Source organism: Methylophilus sp. 5, from assembly GCF_000515275.1.
GTDB lineage: Bacteria > Pseudomonadota > Gammaproteobacteria > Burkholderiales > Methylophilaceae > Methylophilus.
Map to the genome: position 1 here is coordinate 903,355 of NZ_KI911560.1, position 17,487 is coordinate 920,841.

Here is a 17,487-nt window from a genome sequence, read left to right on the forward strand (position 1 = left end):
AGACTAATAATGAGGGCATCATGAACAGTACATTCTTGCGTGTCTTGGCGGTATTGATGATGGTTGCGGGCCTGGTGACGGCGTATCTCGGTTACCGGATCAGCAACAAAGCGCCTGTGGACAGCTTAAAAGTGATTGTGCCCACCTATTCGCAGGTGGTGGCGCAAAACAATATTGCGGCAGGCCATGTGTTAACAGTTGATGACCTTAAAGTCACGACCACGCAGCAATATGACAAGCGGACATTCAGCGAGCCGCAAAGCCTGATCGGCAAAGTAAGCGCCACGGCCGTGTTGAAAGATACTCCCTTCAAGGCCACACACTTCCCGGTGGGTAACCACTTGGGGCAAGCGCTTGCAGCGCATGAGCGTGCAGTTGCAATCAAGGTCAACGAGGTGGTTGGCGTTGGCGGTTTTATCAAGCCTGGCGACCATGTCGACGTACTGCTGTATTTGCGCACCGACCGTGAAACCGGCGATGTGAGCTCTGGCCAAGTGGTGCTGGCAAACGTGAAAGTGCTGGCCTACGGCACGCTCACCAGCGAACCAGAAGCCGAGCCAGTCGATGAGACTACCCCGGCAGCCTCCCAAAAACTAGGTATCTCCAATAGTCGGTTGGACGACAAAAACGGAAAAGACAGCCGCTCTGCTATTTTAGCCGTGCGCGCAGAAGACACTTCAAAACTGATGCTGGCGGATAGCTCAGGCACTCTACGTTTGGCGTTACGGGGGGAGTCACTACCAGGTAGCGATGCCCCAGCAACGACAGACAACCACTTTGTGCGGCTAGGCGAGGTTTCCCGGCCATCGAGCGCAACGGTTGCAGCACCTGCCCAAACAATAGCGGCCCCGGCCAAGGTCAGCGTGAAAAAACATGTTGCTGCCAAGCGAGAACGGGTAATTGTGCATCGCGGCGACCAGATCGAAGTGGTCAATGTGATGAAACAACATGCGGCAAAACAACAATAAGAAACCCAAGGGCTAATCATGTCAACGATGAACTATGTCTGGTCAATGCTGTTTACCTGCCTGTGCAGCCTGACACTACTTGCGCAGGCCGAAGAGGCGGATACCTTAGGCCTGGTCGTGGGTAATCAGCAAGTGTATGTGCATGCCAAACCAGTCAAACGTGTCGCCATAGGCAACCCTGACATTGCGGGCATCAGCATGCTGACATCACGCAATATCATGATCACAGGCAAGCAAGTGGGCGTGACCGAGCTCTCAATCTGGGAAAGTGAACAGGCAGCCGCCCCCGCTAAAAAAATCAAACTGGTCGTGAGTATCAGCACGGCGGTTGAAGCGCAGAGGCTGCAATTTTCAAAATCAATCAAGTTATTACCTGCGGGCAATCAGGTTGCAATTGCTGGTGAGGCTGATTCGTTGGAAGACCACGCATTAGCACGGCAGGCGATTGATAAAAATGCCACCCCGACGCCCATAGATACCACCGAAAGCAGCTTTAACAGTCAGGTGCAAATTGATATCAAGGTGGTCGAAGTGAGCCGCCAGAATATGATGCGTGCCGGATTTTTCCTTGGCAAAAATAGCCGCAACTCGACCATTGCCATCGGCTCCCCGGGCAATCTGAGTGGCGTGCAATCTGGCGATAATGGGTTTACGCTTAATAGCGCCTCAGGCTTTCTGCCAACATCGAGTGCATTCAACTTTGTGGCAGGCAATGCCAGCAGCGGCTTGCTCGGCACCTTGAGTATTCTGGAGGCCAACGGATTTGCCTACACGCTGGCAGAACCTAGCCTGACGGCGCTGTCTGGTCAAAGTGCCAGCTTTTTAGCCGGCGGTGAGTTTCCCATCCCCATTCAGTCAGGCGCTGGCGGTTTGGGCGGCGTGACCATACGCTACAAAGAGTATGGCGTGCGCCTGATGCTGACGCCAACGGTGCTGGATGCCAACAGAATTTTCCTGAAAGTCTCGCCTGAGGTCAGTGAAATAGACTTTTCTAACGCGGTGCAAAGCGGTGGCGTCTCGGTGCCAGGCTTGCGTGTGCGTAGAACAGATACCAGCGTCTCGCTTGGCGATGGCGAAAGCTTCGTGTTGAGCGGCCTGGTCAGCCGTAACACGCTGCAAAACCTCGACAAAGTGCCAGGGCTAGGCAACTTACCGATTATCGGCGCTTTTTTCCGCTCAACCCGATTCGAGCGTGAAGATAAAGAATTACTCATGATTGTCACCCCGCACCTGGTGCGCCCCATCGCCAAAGATGCCGCCATGCCCGCGTTGCCCGGCGGTAATCTGCGCGACTACAACCCCAGTTTTAGTGACTTATTCTTTCAAAAAGGGCCCCAGCCAGAAACCGGCATCCCGACCACCGGTTTTTCGAGGTAATCAAGATGAGTGAACGCGACTGCTTTATTGCCATCACCCTGACTCAAGACTGCCTGCAATGGTTGAGCCAATCCCTCAGAGATGAGGGCGACGTGATTCCTGCCGACTCACCGACTGTGGATCGCATCGTCCAACTCTCGGATGCGGTAGGTGCGGCCACTATTTTTATACAGCTGAATCCAGCAGACTATCGACAAGAAGCATTACTGATTGAAGGCATCATTGCGGCCAAACCGTTTTTGCCGGTGATTGTAGTGGCAGATTCTTTTGACCAGAACCTGTTGTTAACCGTGATGCGCCTGGGTGCACGCGACTTTATCAAGACCGACACACGCGGCAGCGAAGTGGTCGCCGAAATCAAACGCTTGAAACCACGCGATGCCGCCCTGCATGCCACACAAGGCGAGGGTGGCGGCAAAATCACGGCCGTGATCAGTGCCCGACCAGGCAGTGACTCGCCGATGCTGGCGCTGCACTTGGCGCTGGCGGTGCAAGAGACAGAACCCACGTTGTTGCTCGACCTGGGTGTGCCGCATGGCGACGCCATGTTATACCTGGGCCTGACCTCGTCTTACAGTTTTATTGATGCTATCCGCAGCCTGCGCAGAATCGACTCTACACTGATTCAAACCGGCTTTGGCAGACACAAGAGCGGCCTCACCGTGCTGTCTATGCCAGAAGACCCTTGGGCAGGCGCACAATTTACTGCCGCCGATGTCTGCGTACTATTACGCAGCTTGCGTCGGCACTTTCCCAGAATCGTGGTCAATCTTGGCGGGATGGTCGGCTCAGACTTCCTGCTGCTGCTATTAGGTAATGTCGACCAGGTAGTGCTGTTGGTTGAGCAAAGCGTGCCGAGTTGCCGCCAGAACATGCAACTGATCAAACATCTGCGTGAAGAAAAAGTGCCGTTAAAGGGCGCAGGCGTGGTGGTGGATCATTATTTATCAAAAATGCCGCCAGACGCCGAGAGCATTGCGCAGTCGTTTGGCCTGCCTTTGCTGGCGACCTTATCCTCCTCGGGGATGGCGCGCCTGGCAACCATGAACTCAGGCGAGAGCATGTTTGAGTTGTCGCCCAATGACCCCTACAGCGTGAGCGTACGCAACCTGGCCGAAAAACTGCTGGACGCACCGACCGCAAGTACTGAGAAAAAAGACGGCCTGCTGCACAGGCTGATTTCTGCAATCACACCCGCGCGTGAAAAACGATAGAGGAATAATCATGAACCTTCAACTGCGTGGATTTGATTATGGCCTGAAACAAGCACAAGACTATCAGGAGCTTAAGTTTCAGCTGCATCAGCACCTGATTGCAGAAATTGAACGCGACCATATTGGCCTGTTAGAGCTGGCACGCAGTGACATCGCCGCTTATGTCAGAGAAAAGGTCATCGCCTACGTGGCTGATCGACACCTGCCGATCAGCGGCTACGATCTGGAAAACCTGGTAGAAGAAGTGGTCGACGAGCTGGCGGGTTATGGCCCGCTGGAGAGTTTGATCAAAGATGATCGTATTAACGATATTCTGGTGAATGGTCCGACAAAAATTTTTATAGAACGTGATGGGCGGCTCGAAATCACCTCATTACGATTTATTGATAATGAGCATGTGCTGCGTGTGATCCGCCGTATTCTCGCGCACCTGGGGCGCCGGATTGATGAAGCCAGCCCGATGGTCGATGCACGCCTGCCGGACGGTAGCCGCGTCAATGCGATTATCCCGCCGCTAGCACTCGATGGCCCTTGCCTGTCTATTCGTAAGTTTCGTAAACAACCTTTGCTTTCTGGTGACTTGCTGCAATACGGCACGCTAGACAACGACATGCTGGCGTTTCTGACCGCGGCAGTCGAGCGGCGCTGCAACCTGATTGTCAGTGGTGGCACCGGCGCAGGCAAAACAACCTTATTAAATGTATTGAGCCGCTTTATTCCGCACAGTGAGCGCATTGTGACAATTGAAGATGCCGCCGAGCTGCAATTGGAGCACGACCATGTGGTGAGGCTTGAAACCAGGCCATCCAATATAGATGACCATGGCGAAATCACGGCACGCGAGCTGGTCAAAAATGCGTTGCGCATGCGGCCTGACCGTATTGTGCTGGGCGAAGTGCGTGGCGAAGAAGTGATGGATGTGCTGCAGGCGATGAATACCGGCCATGATGGCTGTATGAGCACCGTGCATGCAAACAGCCCTGAGGACGCCATGCTGCGCTTTGAAATGCTGGCAGGCTTAGCCAAGTTTCATGGTACAGAAGCGACCTTGCGCAAAATGATTGCTGCCGGCATTGAGATCGTCGTGCAAATCGCCCGTATGCCCAACGGGCAACGCAAAGTGATATCAATTACCGAAATTGCTGGCGTACGTGATGGCCAATTCGTGCTCAATGAGCTGTATGCCTATGACGCAACAAGCGGGCAATTTGCCCACCCGATGGTACGCCCGTGCAATAAAAAACTACAAGACCTGGCGCTTAGGAGGCTGGCATGAAAACGCTGGCAGCCTCGTTTATCGTCGGCGCCATCGTGATGCTGCTCCTGGCCGTGTGGATGTTCAGGCATAGCAAAGAGGCCCATTTACGCGAGCGCATGATGCATCACTTTAGAGAGGTGCTCCCTTATGGCAGTACCGTTTCAGGGGGGGCCTCTGCGGTCGAGCAGACTTACTGGCACCTGCTTAAGGTACGTGCCTCTATCTATGCCGGATTTGAGCTGCAAAAAAAACATCTGTTTGCTATCCCGCTGGCCTTTATGTGCACCGGCCTGGTGGGTTGGCTTATCTATGGCCTGGTGGGCGCCAGCCTGTTTTTTAGCACCACAGTGTTTATTTTCGGCTTTTTATTGCCATACAGCCGCTTGCATCATCGTCGGTCACAAACCGTTGCCCAGATTCCGTTGTTTATTGACCAGGTACTGCGTAGCCTGAGTACAGGCCGCAGCCTGGAAAGCGCAATGCGGTTTGCTGCAGAAGAAGCGCTGCCCCCATTGCGCGACGTGCTGGATCGCGTGATTCGCGCAGCAGATCTGGGTGCCGACATGATTGAAAGCCTGACCGAGGCGGCCAAGCTCCACAACCTGCGCGAACTTAACCTGATTGCACTGGCCATGCGCATCAGCAACCACCACGGCAGTAGCCCGCGCGACATGCTCGATAGCGTGGTGAAAATGATACGCCAGCAGGAGCTGGCACGGCGCGAGCTGGCAGCAATGACTGGCGAAACAAGAATGTCAGCCTGGGTGCTGGGATTAACACCCATCGCCATCGCAGCCTACATCATGCTCATGAACCCAAGTTACCTCAACATGCTGCTAGAAGATGCCGCCGGGCAAACCATGGTGACCACAGCGCTTGTGCTCGAAGGGCTGGGAGCCCTTATTCTTTGGCGCATGCTGCGGAGCGTTTAACCATGAATATTGCGTGGTCAATCTCCATATTACTCATGCTACTGGCGGCCGGGCTATTATTTTACAGCGCGCAAAAAAATAGCCACCCAAGGCATATCCAACGCCGCTTTCGTGCAGCCCTGCAGCAAGAAGGAATTCACCTGCCAGCGCAACTGGGCACCCTGGATTTTGAAGAAGCAGTGCAAGACATGCTGGGCAAGGCGTCACGCGGTGAAATAGAAGAAATGCAACGCTTGCTGGTACAAGCCGGTTGGCCCGGTGCCAAGGCAAAGTGTATGTTTCTGCTGTTTGCATGGCTACTGCCGGTGGCACTCGGTGTATTGGCGGCCATTTATGCCATCGTCAACCAGGACACCTGGCTCAATGTGCTGTTTCATTTGCTGTTTGCATTTGCGGCCAGCTTTGTACTGATTCGCCGCTTGCTGCGTTGGAAAGCGCAACACCGGCGTGATGCCATTCGCAAAGAAGTGATCCCCTTTTTGCACTTGCTCCGCATGCTGTTTGATGCAGGTCTTGCCATGGAGCATATTCTGCTGGTGATCGAGCAACAGGGGAGAGACCTGATTCCTCACCTGGCGCAAGAGCTGCAGCTGGTAATCAAACGCATACAAACCGGGCAAGACCGGGCGGATGCGCTGGTTGAAATGGCCACCCCGTTAGAAGTGGTAGAGTTGAACGACACCATCGCCATGCTTAAACAAGTCACGCGTTACGGCGGCAATATCCGCGACTCCCTTAGCGAATATACGACCTTGATCGAGCAACGCCAGGTGTCTGAGCTACGCGAATATGTGAGCAAGCTCTCTGCCAAAATGACGGTTGTCATGATTTTATTTTTGTTCCCGGCACTGATGATATTTTTGGCAGGGCCAGGGTTTGTGGGGCTGGCCAAGGCACTGAAAGGGGTAAATGGTTTATGAAAACAATCACCATCATGCTGGCATTGGCGGCCAGCTTATTGCATGGCTTACCGCATGCATTAGCCGCCGACACCGAAACAGCACGGCCACTAAAAATCCCGGCCAATAAGGCCTGCACAGAGGTGTCTCCTGAAGAAACGACCAAGCTTGGCCTGATTCAGCAAATGTTGGCAGAAGGCAAGCCGCATGCGGCACTTGCACATCTGGAGGCAGCAAGAATCAAAAATGAACAGGCCGAGTTACTGCGCGCACATGGCTTACGCCAAACCGGACGCGCCTTGCAGGCACAGGTCATTTATGAACAGCTCGTCAATAGCTGCGTCTCCGGGCAGGCTTATCGTGGCCTGGGCTTAATTGCCAGCAACGCCGGTCATCTGCGGGAGTCGCTGCGCTATCTCAAAGCCGCCAGTACGGCGCTGCCAACCGAACATACCATCCGCAATGATCATGGTTATGTGTTGATGCAGTCGGGCGAGCCTGAGCCTGCTTTACATGAATTTTTAACCGCGGTAGAGCTGGCACCAGGTTATCGACAGGCCGCTCACAACCTTATTTTGCTGCTTTACCGGCAAGGGGATACCGCCAGGGCAGAGGCATTTGCCAAGCAGTTCGGCATCGCCGCCGATGAAATGCAACAACTGCAAAAAATGACGCCAGAAAGCAACCGAGCCAGCCCTGAATCAGCCAGGAGCCCCTTATGAAACGCCTCATTATTCTCATGCTAAGTGGATTTTTAAGCATGCATTACGCCATGGCGGAAGACATGCCAAGCCCGCCATCGACACCAGCGCGTGCGCTGTCGCCAACGCAGCAATGGCTAGAACTGCAACGCTCGAACAAAGCCGCCTCAACGCAAGCCCAGCCCATGTCGGGCGAGGTGATGGATAGAGTGCATAAACGCTACCTGAAGAGCTTTGAAAAGCCGATTCCAGAGTATTACGAGCATGAGATGCCCACCACCCGCTAACGCGCACGCTCAGCGCGGAGCCATTGGCCTCGCTGGTGGGTTGATTCTGCTGATGGCTTTGCTGTTGACCGCCCTGGTGGTAGACAGTGGTCGCCTCTGGATGCAAAAAAAACAGCTGCAATCTATTGCCGATATGTCTGCCATTCATGCTGCGCGCCATCTTAGTTGTGACGCCAATCTGCAGAATATTATCCAAATGGCACAACTTGCTGCCGTGAATAATGGCTTTGGTGGGCAACTGGCTGATAGCCCTAATCAGGTCTTGCTAGGCCGGCTAGATACCGTGCAAGGCATACGGCAGTTCACCGCCGATGGCAGTCATCAGGCGATTTATGTCAGGGCAACCAAAGAGGTCGCAAAAAGCCTGATCGCCGGTGGGCTTATAGGTGGCACGATCACCTTGCGTGCCGAGGCGGTATCGGTGTCTGACCCGCCAATAGCTGTTTTTGGCGTGGGCAGTTTTACTAGCAGTCTCAGTAGCCAACAGTCTGTGCTACTCAATGGGCTGCTAGGTGGCATGCTGGGCGGGCCGCTTAATTTAGACGCCTTGACCTATCGCGGTATCGCAACGACCAAAGTCACCCTGCACGACATTCTGGCCGTGTCTGGCCAGGCGGGCACCCTGGAAGGCTTGCTGAATACCAATATGCAGATTGGAGATTTGCTGGAACTGATCGCCAATGCCGCCAGCCAAAATGGCGCTGCGAATTTACAAGCGATTACGGCCCTGCAAAATATTGCCGCGATTGCGGTGAAAAATGCCCCGATCAAGCTAGGCGATGTACTGGCCGTGACCACGCCCGACACCAATGCAGCCGCCATCATCGGTCTGAATGCGTTGTCATTGATTACGACTGCAGCGATGATCGCCAACGGCACCAATGCCATTAGCCTACCATTGGCGCTCAATGTCGCTTCTATCGCCAATGTTAACGCACAGGTCACCGTGATTGAGCCGCCACAGCTGACCGTTGGCCCTGCTGCCGGCAGTGGCAATTTGTGCACCATCGCGCGAACGGCACAAATCAGAGCGCGGGTGGGCGTGCTGGTCAATATTCCATTGCTTGCACGCATAGACCTGGCCTTGAATACCGAAGTGGCACAAGGCTCAGCCGGGTTGCGTAGCATTCAGCAAAATGATGGCGTCTCGGTGGTCGAAGTAGAAGCCAGCCCTGGCATCGCCGCGCTCACACTCACCAACAATGCCGGCAGCGGGCCAGCAAGAGTGTCTACCTTATTGAGTATTCCGGTGGCAGATATAGGCTTAAATCTGCCGTTGCAACCGCCCGGTTCACAAACGCTTGAATACTCAGTTGCACATCCGGTTGACAGTCACCTGCCACAAACACAATCGGTTGCCAGCCCGATTGGGAGTAGCCTGGAAAATGCCCTGTCCAAACAAAATGTATTGAGTGTGACCATTTTGAGTATTCTTAATCTGGGGCTAGTGAATAATGTGATTTCCACCATCGTTAGCCCGCTACTGTCAGAGATTGGCCGAGTCTTGCTAGACCCGCTGCTGGATTTACTAGGCATCCGCGTCGGCGGGATGGACGTCACCCTGGATGATTTGCAATATCGGCAGGCTAAACCGTTGGCAATATAAAGAGAGCACCAGGCAATAGGCGAGAAAAAAGCAAAAGGCACCTCGGAGGAGATGCCTTTTTTAACATTGGATCAATATGCAAATTGTCGAATGGGTTTAGGCCTTGCTCTACCCCGTTAAAAATAAGTGACCCTACTTTTAACGGTCCTAGTGGTAAATCAAGTCCTGACCGCCATCATGATGCGAAGCCCGCTTTCTGCCTATAGGAGTTTATCCCGAATATATGGCTAGCTTGGTGCATCATGCTCAGCGACTGCTACATAACACAGCATCCCGCCGTCGAGTGTCAGCACATGGTGACTTGCTGAAAGCCATACGTAAAATCTTGAATCCGATGATTAAGCCCATATAATAACCAACAGTCTGGGCCGGGATGATCATCGTTGAAATGAGTCCTGTTTAATCAATGTGACACTTAAATACTATAAACTCAAAGTGACGCATCACCGCCCACTTAACAAACAACGCTAATCGCAGCTAATCACATGCACACTCAGCCTCGCTTCAAGTTAACGCTTTTATTGCTCGCCTTCTTATTCAGCACGCTTGCCTGGTGTGAAGAGCCCCTGAAGCCGGCCATCAAACTGCCTGGTATCTACAGCGTTTGGAAAACGCAAACGAAAGACATGCCAAGCATCACCATCGACGCTTTAGAGCAATGCATCATCAATGACCATGAGTTTCAGCAGCAGTATGCAAGCTTTCTGCAAGACTCGAAAAGCATTAACGATGAAATCCCGCTGGCTGAAGAAAAGGTCAATAAAAACCAGACTGCCCGGCAATCACTGGAGAGTGAAGCCTTATTGATCAACGAGGCAAAAGAAAAGCTACATACCCGCGCAGCACTTCTTGATCAAACAAAAACAGAACTCTCTGCACTCACGGCAAAAAAAGTAGACGCAGCGACAGCAAAAAAAATAAATAACCAGGTCGATCAATTTAATAAAGAAATAAAAACCCAGAATGAGAATGCCGCCACCTTAAATGCACGCATTCAACAGTTTCAAATAGCGCAAACAAGCTACAACGAGTCGGTGACCCAATTGAAAACCAGCATTGACCAATTAAACGAGAAAACCACCAAACTCAATGAGCGCAAGCAAGATTTTAATGCCTTAATTGCGTCGCATCGCGAACAATGCGAAGGCGAAAGAAAATTGGAAAAGTAACGCTTCAAACTAACAACCACTCTCAGCGGTCATCAATGCCATTGGCTGTTTATTAAATCAATATGCGTTGAGTAAATACACATGCACGCATGCCCACAAAACAAAAACATCAGGCACTCGCACCGTCGTCGCAATACGCTGTAAACCGGTGGGTAACGTGTTCAGAGGTGAAAACTAGTGCACGAATAAAGCGATCAATATAATGAGCGGGATAGGGATGCCTAGAAAATATAATAATAACGAACGCATAATGCCTCCTGAATCAACTAAAAATGAATGGTTGAAATTTATGCATCACGGCAACGACCACCCCAGGTAGCCGCCAAACTTGCCGAAAATGCACCGATAAGCAAAGAAACAAACAGCCACAAGGTCATATAAACAGACGCCTTGCGTGCCTTATCCGCGACTTCTGCGGCTTTTGTATCGGCCTCTTTTGCTGCTGACTGCATAGCCGCATAAATCTCATTAACACGTTTTCCTGCTTCTTGCTCAGCCAACCCGGTGTGTGTTGAAATTAGCTGGGCAAGATAGCGAGCGTCATCGTCAGGCAGTGACTGCAGTGCGTTTGCGTGCGCAAAAATACGCGTCACTTCGGCTGAGGGTGGCGCCTGCTCTATGGTTGCGGCCGCATGGCTATCTGTGTTTTTACGAAACAATGCATCAATAAAATAAGCTGTATCCTGTTTTTTATGGCTGGCGCGATCAGGCTTTGCACCGGGCGAGCCGTTGCTTGTCATGGCGACAGCCTGAACGGCACCGCCCACCACATGTGAGGCTGCCTGCACGCCACTATTAACGATGGCCCCAACAGTGGTGGTTAATAATGCAGCCGTCGCCAGTGTGGCGACAGACCAAGCGAGAAAGCCATGCGCCGTATCGCGAAAGTAAACTTCATCTGCAGGCGCATCAGCCCACTTAACGCGTAACCTGCCGGTTAAATATCCGCCCATGCCGGCAGCGATCAGCTGAGTAACGGTGATCCATACAATTGCAGACAATCCGAATGTAGAGGCCTCAATCCCATGGTGCGACCATGGTGAGATGGACGACAAGCCTAAGCCGGTGCCGAGCAGAAAAAGGACCAGAGAGAGTGCACATGCAATGACAGCACCTGCCAAAATGGCGCCCCACGAGATTGCACTAATCGTTGCGTTCGATAGACTTGATTGCGCCATGATGGCTCTCCTTGGTTGAATCACCACGACGAACTAAACCCCGCCGGTGAGTGAAAAAATAAGCAACATAATCAGCATGAAACTTAATAAACGACTAGGGTAATATCCCCATTGGCTGCTGTAAGGCCAGGTTGGCAACGTGCCAATTAAAGCAAAAACAATCACAATAAGAGCAATCTCTACCATGACGTCTCCTCAATTTATTTTTAATTGTAGAAAATACGAGGTGACTCAATCATGCTAATTTGGCCGCAAAGACTCTATACAAATTGCACTGAAATTTCTGTAGGAATTGTCGGACGAAGTCACGAACAGGCCGTGATCACGGCATGAAGATGCAATTGAAACGATGTTGACGTTGGAGGGGAGACAACCAAACAGCACACGCTAGTGTGCGGCAACAAGCTAGTGCTAACATTGATTGTAAATCTAGAATACACTGCGGTTGCATTCTCACTATATTCGTTCAACCGTCAGGGGCGGTCACAATGCGCGCAATTGGTAATTTTCTCTGGTTTATTCTTGGCGGCATCCTGCTCGGCCTCGCATGGTGGTTGGCAGGCCTGCTGGCGTTCATCACTATCGTCGGCATTCCTTGGGGCAAGGCATGCTTTGTGATCGGTCAATTTACGTTCTTCCCATTTGGCCGTGAAGCCATCAGCCGCAAAGAACTGCATCAAAAAGACGACATTGGCACCGGTGGGCTCGGACTCATTGGCAACATTATCTGGTTTATCTTTGCCGGGGTATGGTTAGCCATTGGGCATGTTGTTTCTGCCGTGGCTTGCTTCATCACCATTTTGGGCATCCCGTTTGGGATTCAACACCTCAAACTGGCAGGCATTGCGCTGGCACCCATTGGCAAAATAATCGTCACGAAAGAAGTTGCCGCAGCGGCGAGAAAGGCAAATGCAGAGGCAAGCTTAGCCGCAGATAGGCGCGGCCTATAACAAGACGAACGGCCATATTTGCTTGGCTATGACGCCATGAGTAAGCTGTATGTGTGTTTTGAACCCAGATGGCTTCAAGAGGCAGGCATCACACTTACCACTTTCAGCCGCCTGCATTCGCCATCAGGAAATGGCCAATCAATTTCTTGCCCAACTTTTAAACCCAGTAAAGCGCTGCCAACAGGTGAAAATACAGAAATCTTCCCAAGTTTAAAATCTGCCTCTTCAGGAAAACACAACTCGACCTCTCTTTTTAAGCCGTTGCTTTTATCCAAGTAAATCACCCGTGAATTCATTTTAACGACATCCACCGGCACTTGATCGGCGGCAACAACAGTTGCTCTGCCTAGCTCATCGCGCAATAATTGATCGTTTGTAAACATGGATAAGCGCGCATAGTCTTGATCCGACAATATTAAGATTTCAGAGTCCATATTTTTCCAGCCATAAAATGAATGCGAGCGATACGTGAGGGCAAGCTGACAGAATAGTCTGCTTGGACAGGAAAAATAAGCCTGTTCAATTGAACATCACTGTTTCCCAAGTGGATACAATTAATCTATATTGTGGGGATGACAGAGCGAGGCTTTAATTTAAAGGTGCACATACAGCATCACCAATACACAGCACATTGCGGCCACAGTTAAGATGCGCTTTTAATACGAGTCGGTTTGCTACTCTTTATCCCAGTAAGGTTCTGCGCCAAATCTCTCAGATAAATAGTCGATGAAGACGCGGGTTTTCAATGGTAAGTTTCGCTTGGGCAAATACAATGCGTAGACGTGTTGTTCTATAGGAATGTATTCAGACAACACAGACTTCAGGCGCTTTGCTTGCAGGTCTTTACCAATAATAAACGTCGGTAATAGCGCTAACCCAAAGCCACCTAACACCACTTGCGACAATGCTTCATCGTCATTAATACGCAACCTTCCGGCGACATTCACCGTCACCTCTCCTTGCGGCCCGTTAAAGCGCCACAGGCCTTTATCGCCGGAGTGAATGTAGTCCAAACAATTATGGTTCACCAAGTCTTGCGGGATGACCGGTATACCATGGTGCGCAAAGTATTTAGGGGTTGCACACAGGTTTCTGCGAATAGGCGCTAACCGTCTGGCCACTAAACTTTGCGGCAAATCTCTGGTGATCGAAATAACAACGTCGTAGCCCTCTTCAGTCAAATCAACCAAGCGATCAGTAATGGTCATGTCGATTTCCAATTGCGGATATCTATCCATAAACTCACCGATGGCAGGCGCAATATGCAAGGTGCCAAAAGCCACTGAAGCAGCCACTTTAAGCACGCCTCTAGGCTGTGCATTCAAGCTTTCTATCATTTGCTGCGCCTCTTCGGCCTCATAGCTTATGCGGGTGCAATAGTCATAAAAGCTCGCGCCAATTTCGGTCAGGCTTAAATGCCGGGTACTCCGATTAAGCAAGCTGGCGCCTAACGCATGCTCTAATTTGGCAACCGACTTGCTCACTGACGATTTAGTCATGCCCAGCTTTCTGGAGGCCGCCGAAAAGCTTTGCTCATTCACCACATTGGCAAAAATAATCATCAGGTTTAAATCATACATCACCTGATTGTATCCCAAATGGAAACAGTTATATGCGCTTTGAAGGACTAATTTTATATACAGAAATGTATAACATATGGTCTGGATGATTTTTAAAAGTGCAGCGTCAGTTAAGGATATTGAGCCATGTATAAAGCATTTTCTAATACCAAACTATTCATGATGACTTATCTCACTCTGGTACTACCCACTTATTTAGCTGACGCAGGCATGATCGAACACGGTTCTATACTGTATGTCTTGGCGATGGTCGGTATATGGGCAATCTGTTTAAGCAGAGGCGCCATCATCGGCAAACGCTGGTTAGTGCTCATTCCTACTGTCGCGTTTGTGTTCGACTTAACGCCAGCCCTGGCGGTGATTTCATTTGTGCCGTATTTGTATCATTTATTGGCCATCGTCTTGGGCGCACTGTGCACATCAGACGCTATTACTCATACTGATAGCTATAACACCAGATAAATGAAGGCCTAAAGAGCCATGCATGTGCTGTATGGCTATCGAGCACGCCTCTTCACGGGTTTCGATAAACGCCCTGCATCGAAAAAACTTTTTATTCCCCGCTTGCATTACCCCTCAAAAATAAATAGACTACAAAAACATACAGACCTGTCTACCTATTGCACTTAATCATGGTAGACAGTGTTAAATAAAGGTGAGCGTACTGTCTTGGGGTTGCAGTTCGTTGATCACGAACAATTCAAGGGGAAATAAAAATGAATGAAGATAAACATGCAGGTAATGTCATTTTACTTAGAACAGCCTGTATTACATTGCTGTTAGGATTGGTACTCGCATGGTGCCTGGTCATGACCCGCGGCATGAAAATTCCATACATGCTGAATATATTCACCAGCACCGCCAACCTGTTATCAGGTCATCTAGACTTTTTAATGATGACGATGCTGTTATTAGGTTTTTACGCGTCAAAAATTAGATTACCCAAGTTTGTGATTTGGCCAATGGCGCTAGGCTCAATAGGCAATCCAACCGCTTTTGTCGTGCTAGCGATTGACCCAAAAATTCACTCAGCAACCTACATTCTATTTTTGTACACCACGTTATCACTGACGACGTTTGGGTTTGGCATGGCGGCGATAAAAACGCTCAGATACTCACTCAAATAGCGCAAACGTCCTCTCTAGGCTAAATGGGGTTCAAGATCTGTATGCGTCTTAATCTTAAAAACTCAACAACGCAATACGGTTTAATCGCCAGAATATTGCATTGGACCAGTGTTGCAATGCTATTGACTATCGTTGTGATCGCCACTCAGTTCGAAGGCAGCTCTCCCGGCCCTGAAAAGGTAGAGTTGACCACCGTGCATGCATCCACTGGGATTATTTTTCTGATGTTGATGCTTGCCAGAGTGACATGGCGCACCCTGAATCCAAACCCGATTCACTCCTATAGCATCAAGCCCTGGCAAAAATTGCTGGCGATTTCCCTGCATAGATCAATATATATCATCATCATTGCGCAATGCTTGTTAGGCATATTGATGTTGCTCACTAGCGGCCAAACACTGCATTTTTTTAATGCCATTGAATTACCGCCATTGCTTGAGAAAACGCACGCCACTCACCAAACAATATTAGGCTTTCACTATTTAATGTCGGTGATGATTTACCCCCTGTTCGCCGTCCACATTACCGCAGCCATCTACCATCAAATATTTGGCTTAATAGAAGACCATTCATAAGTGTTAGCGCCAGCAGCATCGGTTTTAAAGTAGGCATCTGATTCAAACACCCTCCACGCCAAGCCAACACTGCCCACGCATCCATTGGCTGATAGCATTCAGATTCAATTTATCTGGCAAGGTTAAACTAAACCATCAGGTCATACATTGAATGACCCACCAAATAATCTTAATTCACACGCAACACTCACAGATAAGGTGAATGAGCATGACTAACCGAAACTTACACCCCTATTGCTACTTGTGCATTTTAATATTGGGAGTCAGCGCTCAGGCATGGGCAGGGCCAGAAGAGGATGGCAGCTATTGGCATACATTACGCCTACAAGGCACATTGCCTGCGCAAAACTTGTACTGGAACATGGACTTTAATCCACGTTATCGCAATGAAGGTAAACATATTGACTACTTATACTACCGCCCTGCAATCTTTTATAAACCTAACCCCAAAACCAGCCTTTGGTTAGGGCACGATACAATTATTGGCCATCCGGCAGGCAAATCCGCCTATCACGAAAATCGCTGGTGGGAGCAATTTCAGTATCAGTTTGACCCCATCGCTTCGATCACTTTTACCAACCGTACGCGTGTTGAAGAACGCGAACGTGAAGGTTTTCACGATGTCGGATACCGGTTGCGTGAAATGATTAAATCCTCAACGCCGCTTAAAAATCACTCCAAACTGTCTTTTGTCGTCTCTAATGAACTATTTATTAATGTTGATAAAACGGACTGGGGCGCAAGACGCGGTTTCGATCAGAATCGTTTTTTTGTCGGGCTCAACTGGAAAATCACTGAGCGCTGCAACCTGGAAACCGGTTATTTGAATCAGTTCGTCAATAAAGCCACCCATCACCTCGAAAACCACATTATCAATACGACACTGGGCTTTAAGTTTTAAATCACTCATTACATGAATTTCTATCTGCCTGATGAGCTAACACCCTATGGCTGGCTATGGCATCTTTATTTCCATGAGTGGATATGCTTGCAAGCAGTTCAACGACTGAAAACTGATATTATTTAAATAAATATATTCATTCACATAAATAATGTCTTTTATTATGAAAAGTCTTCTGAAGGTCCTTACTTTACTCACACTCTCAACCTTTTTCATTACTAGTTGCTCCACCACACCAATGACAAAAGAAAGTGCCCGAGGCATTCCACTTGAACGCGTAGCCAAACGAGCGCTCTTAGTACCTCAAGCAAATTATGCGCAAATTTCATTCTTAAGAGATTCAGGTATTGTTGGCAGCGCTGTTTATTCGTCACTATTTGTAGATGGTGAAAGATTTGCTGAACTTGACCATGGTGAATTGCTCACCATCTGGTTAGAGCCCGGAATACATACCATTTCAGTCAACATGGCTGGAGAAAAAGATTTTCCTAAACAACCCAATGACCTTATTCGCTCAATTGAAATTGATGCTAAATCGGAAAGAGTCTATAACTTTCGAATTGGTTGGTCACTTGGACAATATGTATTTGAAGCGTCTAGTAGCCCCAAATAACTTTATTCGCGCTGTTAGCAGCGACAGCAGACAAGATGGAGTACTGCATCAGGTTTCTATTTAAGCGGTATGGTTGTTGCCATGCATTGTCACGAGCGCATTCACGACAAATGGCAATGAGCAGTCGCAACATATAAAAAGCCCAAACAACT

Annotated in this window: 20 protein-coding genes; 16 read left to right on the forward strand and 4 right to left on the reverse strand. The window is 49.8% G+C overall.

Going from position 1 to position 17,487, the window contains the following annotated elements; genetic code table 11:
- Positions 1-20 precede the first annotated feature (20 nt).
- From cpaB to METH5_RS15735, 10 genes are all read left to right on the forward strand, one after another.
- Positions 21-968 (forward strand): Flp pilus assembly protein CpaB, encoded by a 948-nt coding sequence (cpaB, locus tag METH5_RS0104200; RefSeq protein ID WP_029147334.1) that lies wholly within the window; start codon positions 21-23, stop codon positions 966-968.
- A gap of 18 nt (positions 969-986) precedes the next feature.
- Positions 987-2,345, forward strand: a complete 1,359-nt coding sequence (locus METH5_RS0104205) for a type II and III secretion system protein family protein (RefSeq protein WP_232410947.1) — start codon at positions 987-989, stop codon at positions 2,343-2,345.
- A 5-nt stretch (positions 2,346-2,350) separates the two neighbouring features.
- Positions 2,351-3,559, forward strand: coding sequence for a lipoprotein (locus tag METH5_RS0104210; protein WP_029147336.1), 1,209 nt, complete (start codon positions 2,351-2,353; stop codon positions 3,557-3,559).
- Between the two features lie 10 nt (positions 3,560-3,569).
- A complete protein-coding gene (locus METH5_RS0104215; protein WP_232410948.1) occupies positions 3,570-4,835 on the forward strand; it encodes a CpaF family protein in 1,266 nt (421 codons plus the stop codon).
- Positions 4,832-5,749 (forward strand): type II secretion system F family protein, encoded by a 918-nt coding sequence (locus METH5_RS0104220; RefSeq protein WP_029147338.1) that lies wholly within the window; start codon positions 4,832-4,834, stop codon positions 5,747-5,749. Before METH5_RS0104215 ends, METH5_RS0104220 begins: the two co-directional genes overlap by 4 nt.
- A 2-nt stretch (positions 5,750-5,751) precedes the next feature.
- Entirely contained in the window at positions 5,752-6,669 is a 918-nt protein-coding gene (locus METH5_RS0104225; RefSeq protein WP_029147339.1) for a type II secretion system F family protein, read from the forward strand.
- On the forward strand, positions 6,666-7,370 hold the full coding sequence (locus tag METH5_RS0104230; protein WP_029147340.1) for a M48 family metallopeptidase: 705 nt from the start codon (positions 6,666-6,668) through the stop codon (positions 7,368-7,370). The genes METH5_RS0104225 and METH5_RS0104230 overlap by 4 nt, the downstream gene beginning before the upstream one ends.
- Positions 7,367-7,636 (forward strand): DUF3613 domain-containing protein, encoded by a 270-nt coding sequence (locus METH5_RS0104235; protein ID WP_029147341.1) that lies wholly within the window; start codon positions 7,367-7,369, stop codon positions 7,634-7,636. The genes METH5_RS0104230 and METH5_RS0104235 overlap by 4 nt, the downstream gene beginning before the upstream one ends.
- Entirely contained in the window at positions 7,614-9,242 is a 1,629-nt protein-coding gene (locus METH5_RS0104240; protein ID WP_029147342.1) for a pilus assembly protein TadG-related protein, read from the forward strand. Before METH5_RS0104235 ends, METH5_RS0104240 begins: the two co-directional genes overlap by 23 nt.
- 485 nt (positions 9,243-9,727) lie before the next feature.
- A complete protein-coding gene (locus tag METH5_RS15735; protein WP_051412847.1) occupies positions 9,728-10,411 on the forward strand; it encodes a hypothetical protein in 684 nt (227 codons plus the stop codon).
- Positions 10,412-10,698: 287 nt separating this feature from the next.
- Here the strand turns inward: METH5_RS15735 and METH5_RS0104250 are convergent, their stop codons facing one another.
- Both METH5_RS0104250 and METH5_RS15395 read right to left on the reverse strand, forming a co-directional pair.
- Positions 10,699-11,589 (reverse strand): membrane protein, encoded by an 891-nt coding sequence (locus METH5_RS0104250; RefSeq protein ID WP_029147343.1) that lies wholly within the window; start codon positions 11,587-11,589, stop codon positions 10,699-10,701.
- Between the two features lie 33 nt (positions 11,590-11,622).
- Positions 11,623-11,775, reverse strand: coding sequence for a DUF3309 family protein (locus METH5_RS15395; RefSeq protein WP_081726701.1), 153 nt, complete (start codon positions 11,773-11,775; stop codon positions 11,623-11,625).
- A gap of 302 nt (positions 11,776-12,077) precedes the next feature.
- Between METH5_RS15395 and METH5_RS0104260 the strand changes: the two genes are divergently transcribed.
- Positions 12,078-12,539: a YccF domain-containing protein gene (locus METH5_RS0104260; protein WP_029147344.1), complete on the forward strand. Its 462-nt coding sequence runs from the start codon at positions 12,078-12,080 to the stop codon at positions 12,537-12,539.
- A gap of 74 nt (positions 12,540-12,613) precedes the next feature.
- Here METH5_RS0104260 and rnk read toward each other — a convergent pair whose 3' ends face one another.
- Positions 12,614-12,973: a nucleoside diphosphate kinase regulator gene (gene rnk / locus METH5_RS0104265; RefSeq protein WP_029147345.1), complete on the reverse strand. Its 360-nt coding sequence runs from the start codon at positions 12,971-12,973 to the stop codon at positions 12,614-12,616.
- 240 nt (positions 12,974-13,213) lie between these two features.
- Positions 13,214-14,119 carry a LysR family transcriptional regulator gene (locus tag METH5_RS0104270; RefSeq protein WP_029147346.1) on the reverse strand — a complete coding sequence of 302 codons (906 nt, stop codon included), beginning with the start codon at positions 14,117-14,119 and terminating at the stop codon, positions 13,214-13,216.
- Positions 14,120-14,245: 126 nt separating this feature from the next.
- On the opposite strand from METH5_RS0104270, the gene METH5_RS0104275 reads away from it, so the two are divergent.
- The 5 genes from METH5_RS0104275 (at position 14,246) to METH5_RS15645 (ending at position 17,335) form a co-directional block, all read left to right on the forward strand.
- Complete coding sequence (locus tag METH5_RS0104275; protein WP_029147347.1) at positions 14,246-14,581, forward strand: hypothetical protein; 336 nt, start codon at positions 14,246-14,248, stop codon at positions 14,579-14,581.
- 254 nt (positions 14,582-14,835) lie between these two features.
- Entirely contained in the window at positions 14,836-15,246 is a 411-nt protein-coding gene (locus tag METH5_RS0104280) for a hypothetical protein (protein WP_029147348.1), read from the forward strand.
- Between the two features lie 41 nt (positions 15,247-15,287).
- Positions 15,288-15,821 (forward strand): cytochrome b, encoded by a 534-nt coding sequence (locus tag METH5_RS0104285; RefSeq protein ID WP_029147349.1) that lies wholly within the window; start codon positions 15,288-15,290, stop codon positions 15,819-15,821.
- A 208-nt stretch (positions 15,822-16,029) separates the two neighbouring features.
- Positions 16,030-16,722: a DUF2490 domain-containing protein gene (locus tag METH5_RS0104290; RefSeq protein ID WP_198290678.1), complete on the forward strand. Its 693-nt coding sequence runs from the start codon at positions 16,030-16,032 to the stop codon at positions 16,720-16,722.
- Between the two features lie 163 nt (positions 16,723-16,885).
- Entirely contained in the window at positions 16,886-17,335 is a 450-nt protein-coding gene (locus tag METH5_RS15645) for a hypothetical protein (RefSeq protein ID WP_157381499.1), read from the forward strand.
- The last annotated feature ends 152 nt before the right edge of the window (positions 17,336-17,487 follow it).

What these genes read in the sequence shown, in the direction of transcription:
- METH5_RS0104260 (WP_029147344.1), top strand. Translation starts at nt 12,078, where the DNA reads ATGCGCGCAATTGGTAATTTTCTCTGGTTTATTCTTGGCGGCATCCTG.
- METH5_RS15645 (WP_157381499.1), top strand. Translation starts at nt 16,886, where the DNA reads ATGAAAAGTCTTCTGAAGGTCCTTACTTTACTCACACTCTCAACCTTT.
- cpaB (WP_029147334.1), top strand. Translation starts at nt 21, where the DNA reads ATGAACAGTACATTCTTGCGTGTCTTGGCGGTATTGATGATGGTTGCG.
- METH5_RS0104285 (WP_029147349.1), top strand. Translation starts at nt 15,288, where the DNA reads ATGCGTCTTAATCTTAAAAACTCAACAACGCAATACGGTTTAATCGCC.
- METH5_RS0104280 (WP_029147348.1), top strand. Translation starts at nt 14,836, where the DNA reads ATGAATGAAGATAAACATGCAGGTAATGTCATTTTACTTAGAACAGCC.
- METH5_RS0104215 (WP_232410948.1), top strand. Translation starts at nt 3,570, where the DNA reads ATGAACCTTCAACTGCGTGGATTTGATTATGGCCTGAAACAAGCACAA.
- rnk (WP_029147345.1), bottom strand. Translation starts at nt 12,973, where the DNA reads ATGGACTCTGAAATCTTAATATTGTCGGATCAAGACTATGCGCGCTTA.
- METH5_RS0104210 (WP_029147336.1), top strand. Translation starts at nt 2,351, where the DNA reads ATGAGTGAACGCGACTGCTTTATTGCCATCACCCTGACTCAAGACTGC.
- METH5_RS0104240 (WP_029147342.1), top strand. Translation starts at nt 7,614, where the DNA reads ATGAGATGCCCACCACCCGCTAACGCGCACGCTCAGCGCGGAGCCATT.
- METH5_RS0104205 (WP_232410947.1), top strand. Translation starts at nt 987, where the DNA reads ATGTCAACGATGAACTATGTCTGGTCAATGCTGTTTACCTGCCTGTGC.
- METH5_RS0104230 (WP_029147340.1), top strand. Translation starts at nt 6,666, where the DNA reads ATGAAAACAATCACCATCATGCTGGCATTGGCGGCCAGCTTATTGCAT.
- METH5_RS0104290 (WP_198290678.1), top strand. Translation starts at nt 16,030, where the DNA reads ATGACTAACCGAAACTTACACCCCTATTGCTACTTGTGCATTTTAATA.
- METH5_RS0104220 (WP_029147338.1), top strand. Translation starts at nt 4,832, where the DNA reads ATGAAAACGCTGGCAGCCTCGTTTATCGTCGGCGCCATCGTGATGCTG.
- METH5_RS15735 (WP_051412847.1), top strand. Translation starts at nt 9,728, where the DNA reads ATGCACACTCAGCCTCGCTTCAAGTTAACGCTTTTATTGCTCGCCTTC.
- METH5_RS0104225 (WP_029147339.1), top strand. Translation starts at nt 5,752, where the DNA reads ATGAATATTGCGTGGTCAATCTCCATATTACTCATGCTACTGGCGGCC.
- METH5_RS15395 (WP_081726701.1), bottom strand. Translation starts at nt 11,775, where the DNA reads ATGGTAGAGATTGCTCTTATTGTGATTGTTTTTGCTTTAATTGGCACG.
- METH5_RS0104235 (WP_029147341.1), top strand. Translation starts at nt 7,367, where the DNA reads ATGAAACGCCTCATTATTCTCATGCTAAGTGGATTTTTAAGCATGCAT.
- METH5_RS0104250 (WP_029147343.1), bottom strand. Translation starts at nt 11,589, where the DNA reads ATGGCGCAATCAAGTCTATCGAACGCAACGATTAGTGCAATCTCGTGG.
- METH5_RS0104275 (WP_029147347.1), top strand. Translation starts at nt 14,246, where the DNA reads ATGTATAAAGCATTTTCTAATACCAAACTATTCATGATGACTTATCTC.
- METH5_RS0104270 (WP_029147346.1), bottom strand. Translation starts at nt 14,119, where the DNA reads ATGTATGATTTAAACCTGATGATTATTTTTGCCAATGTGGTGAATGAG.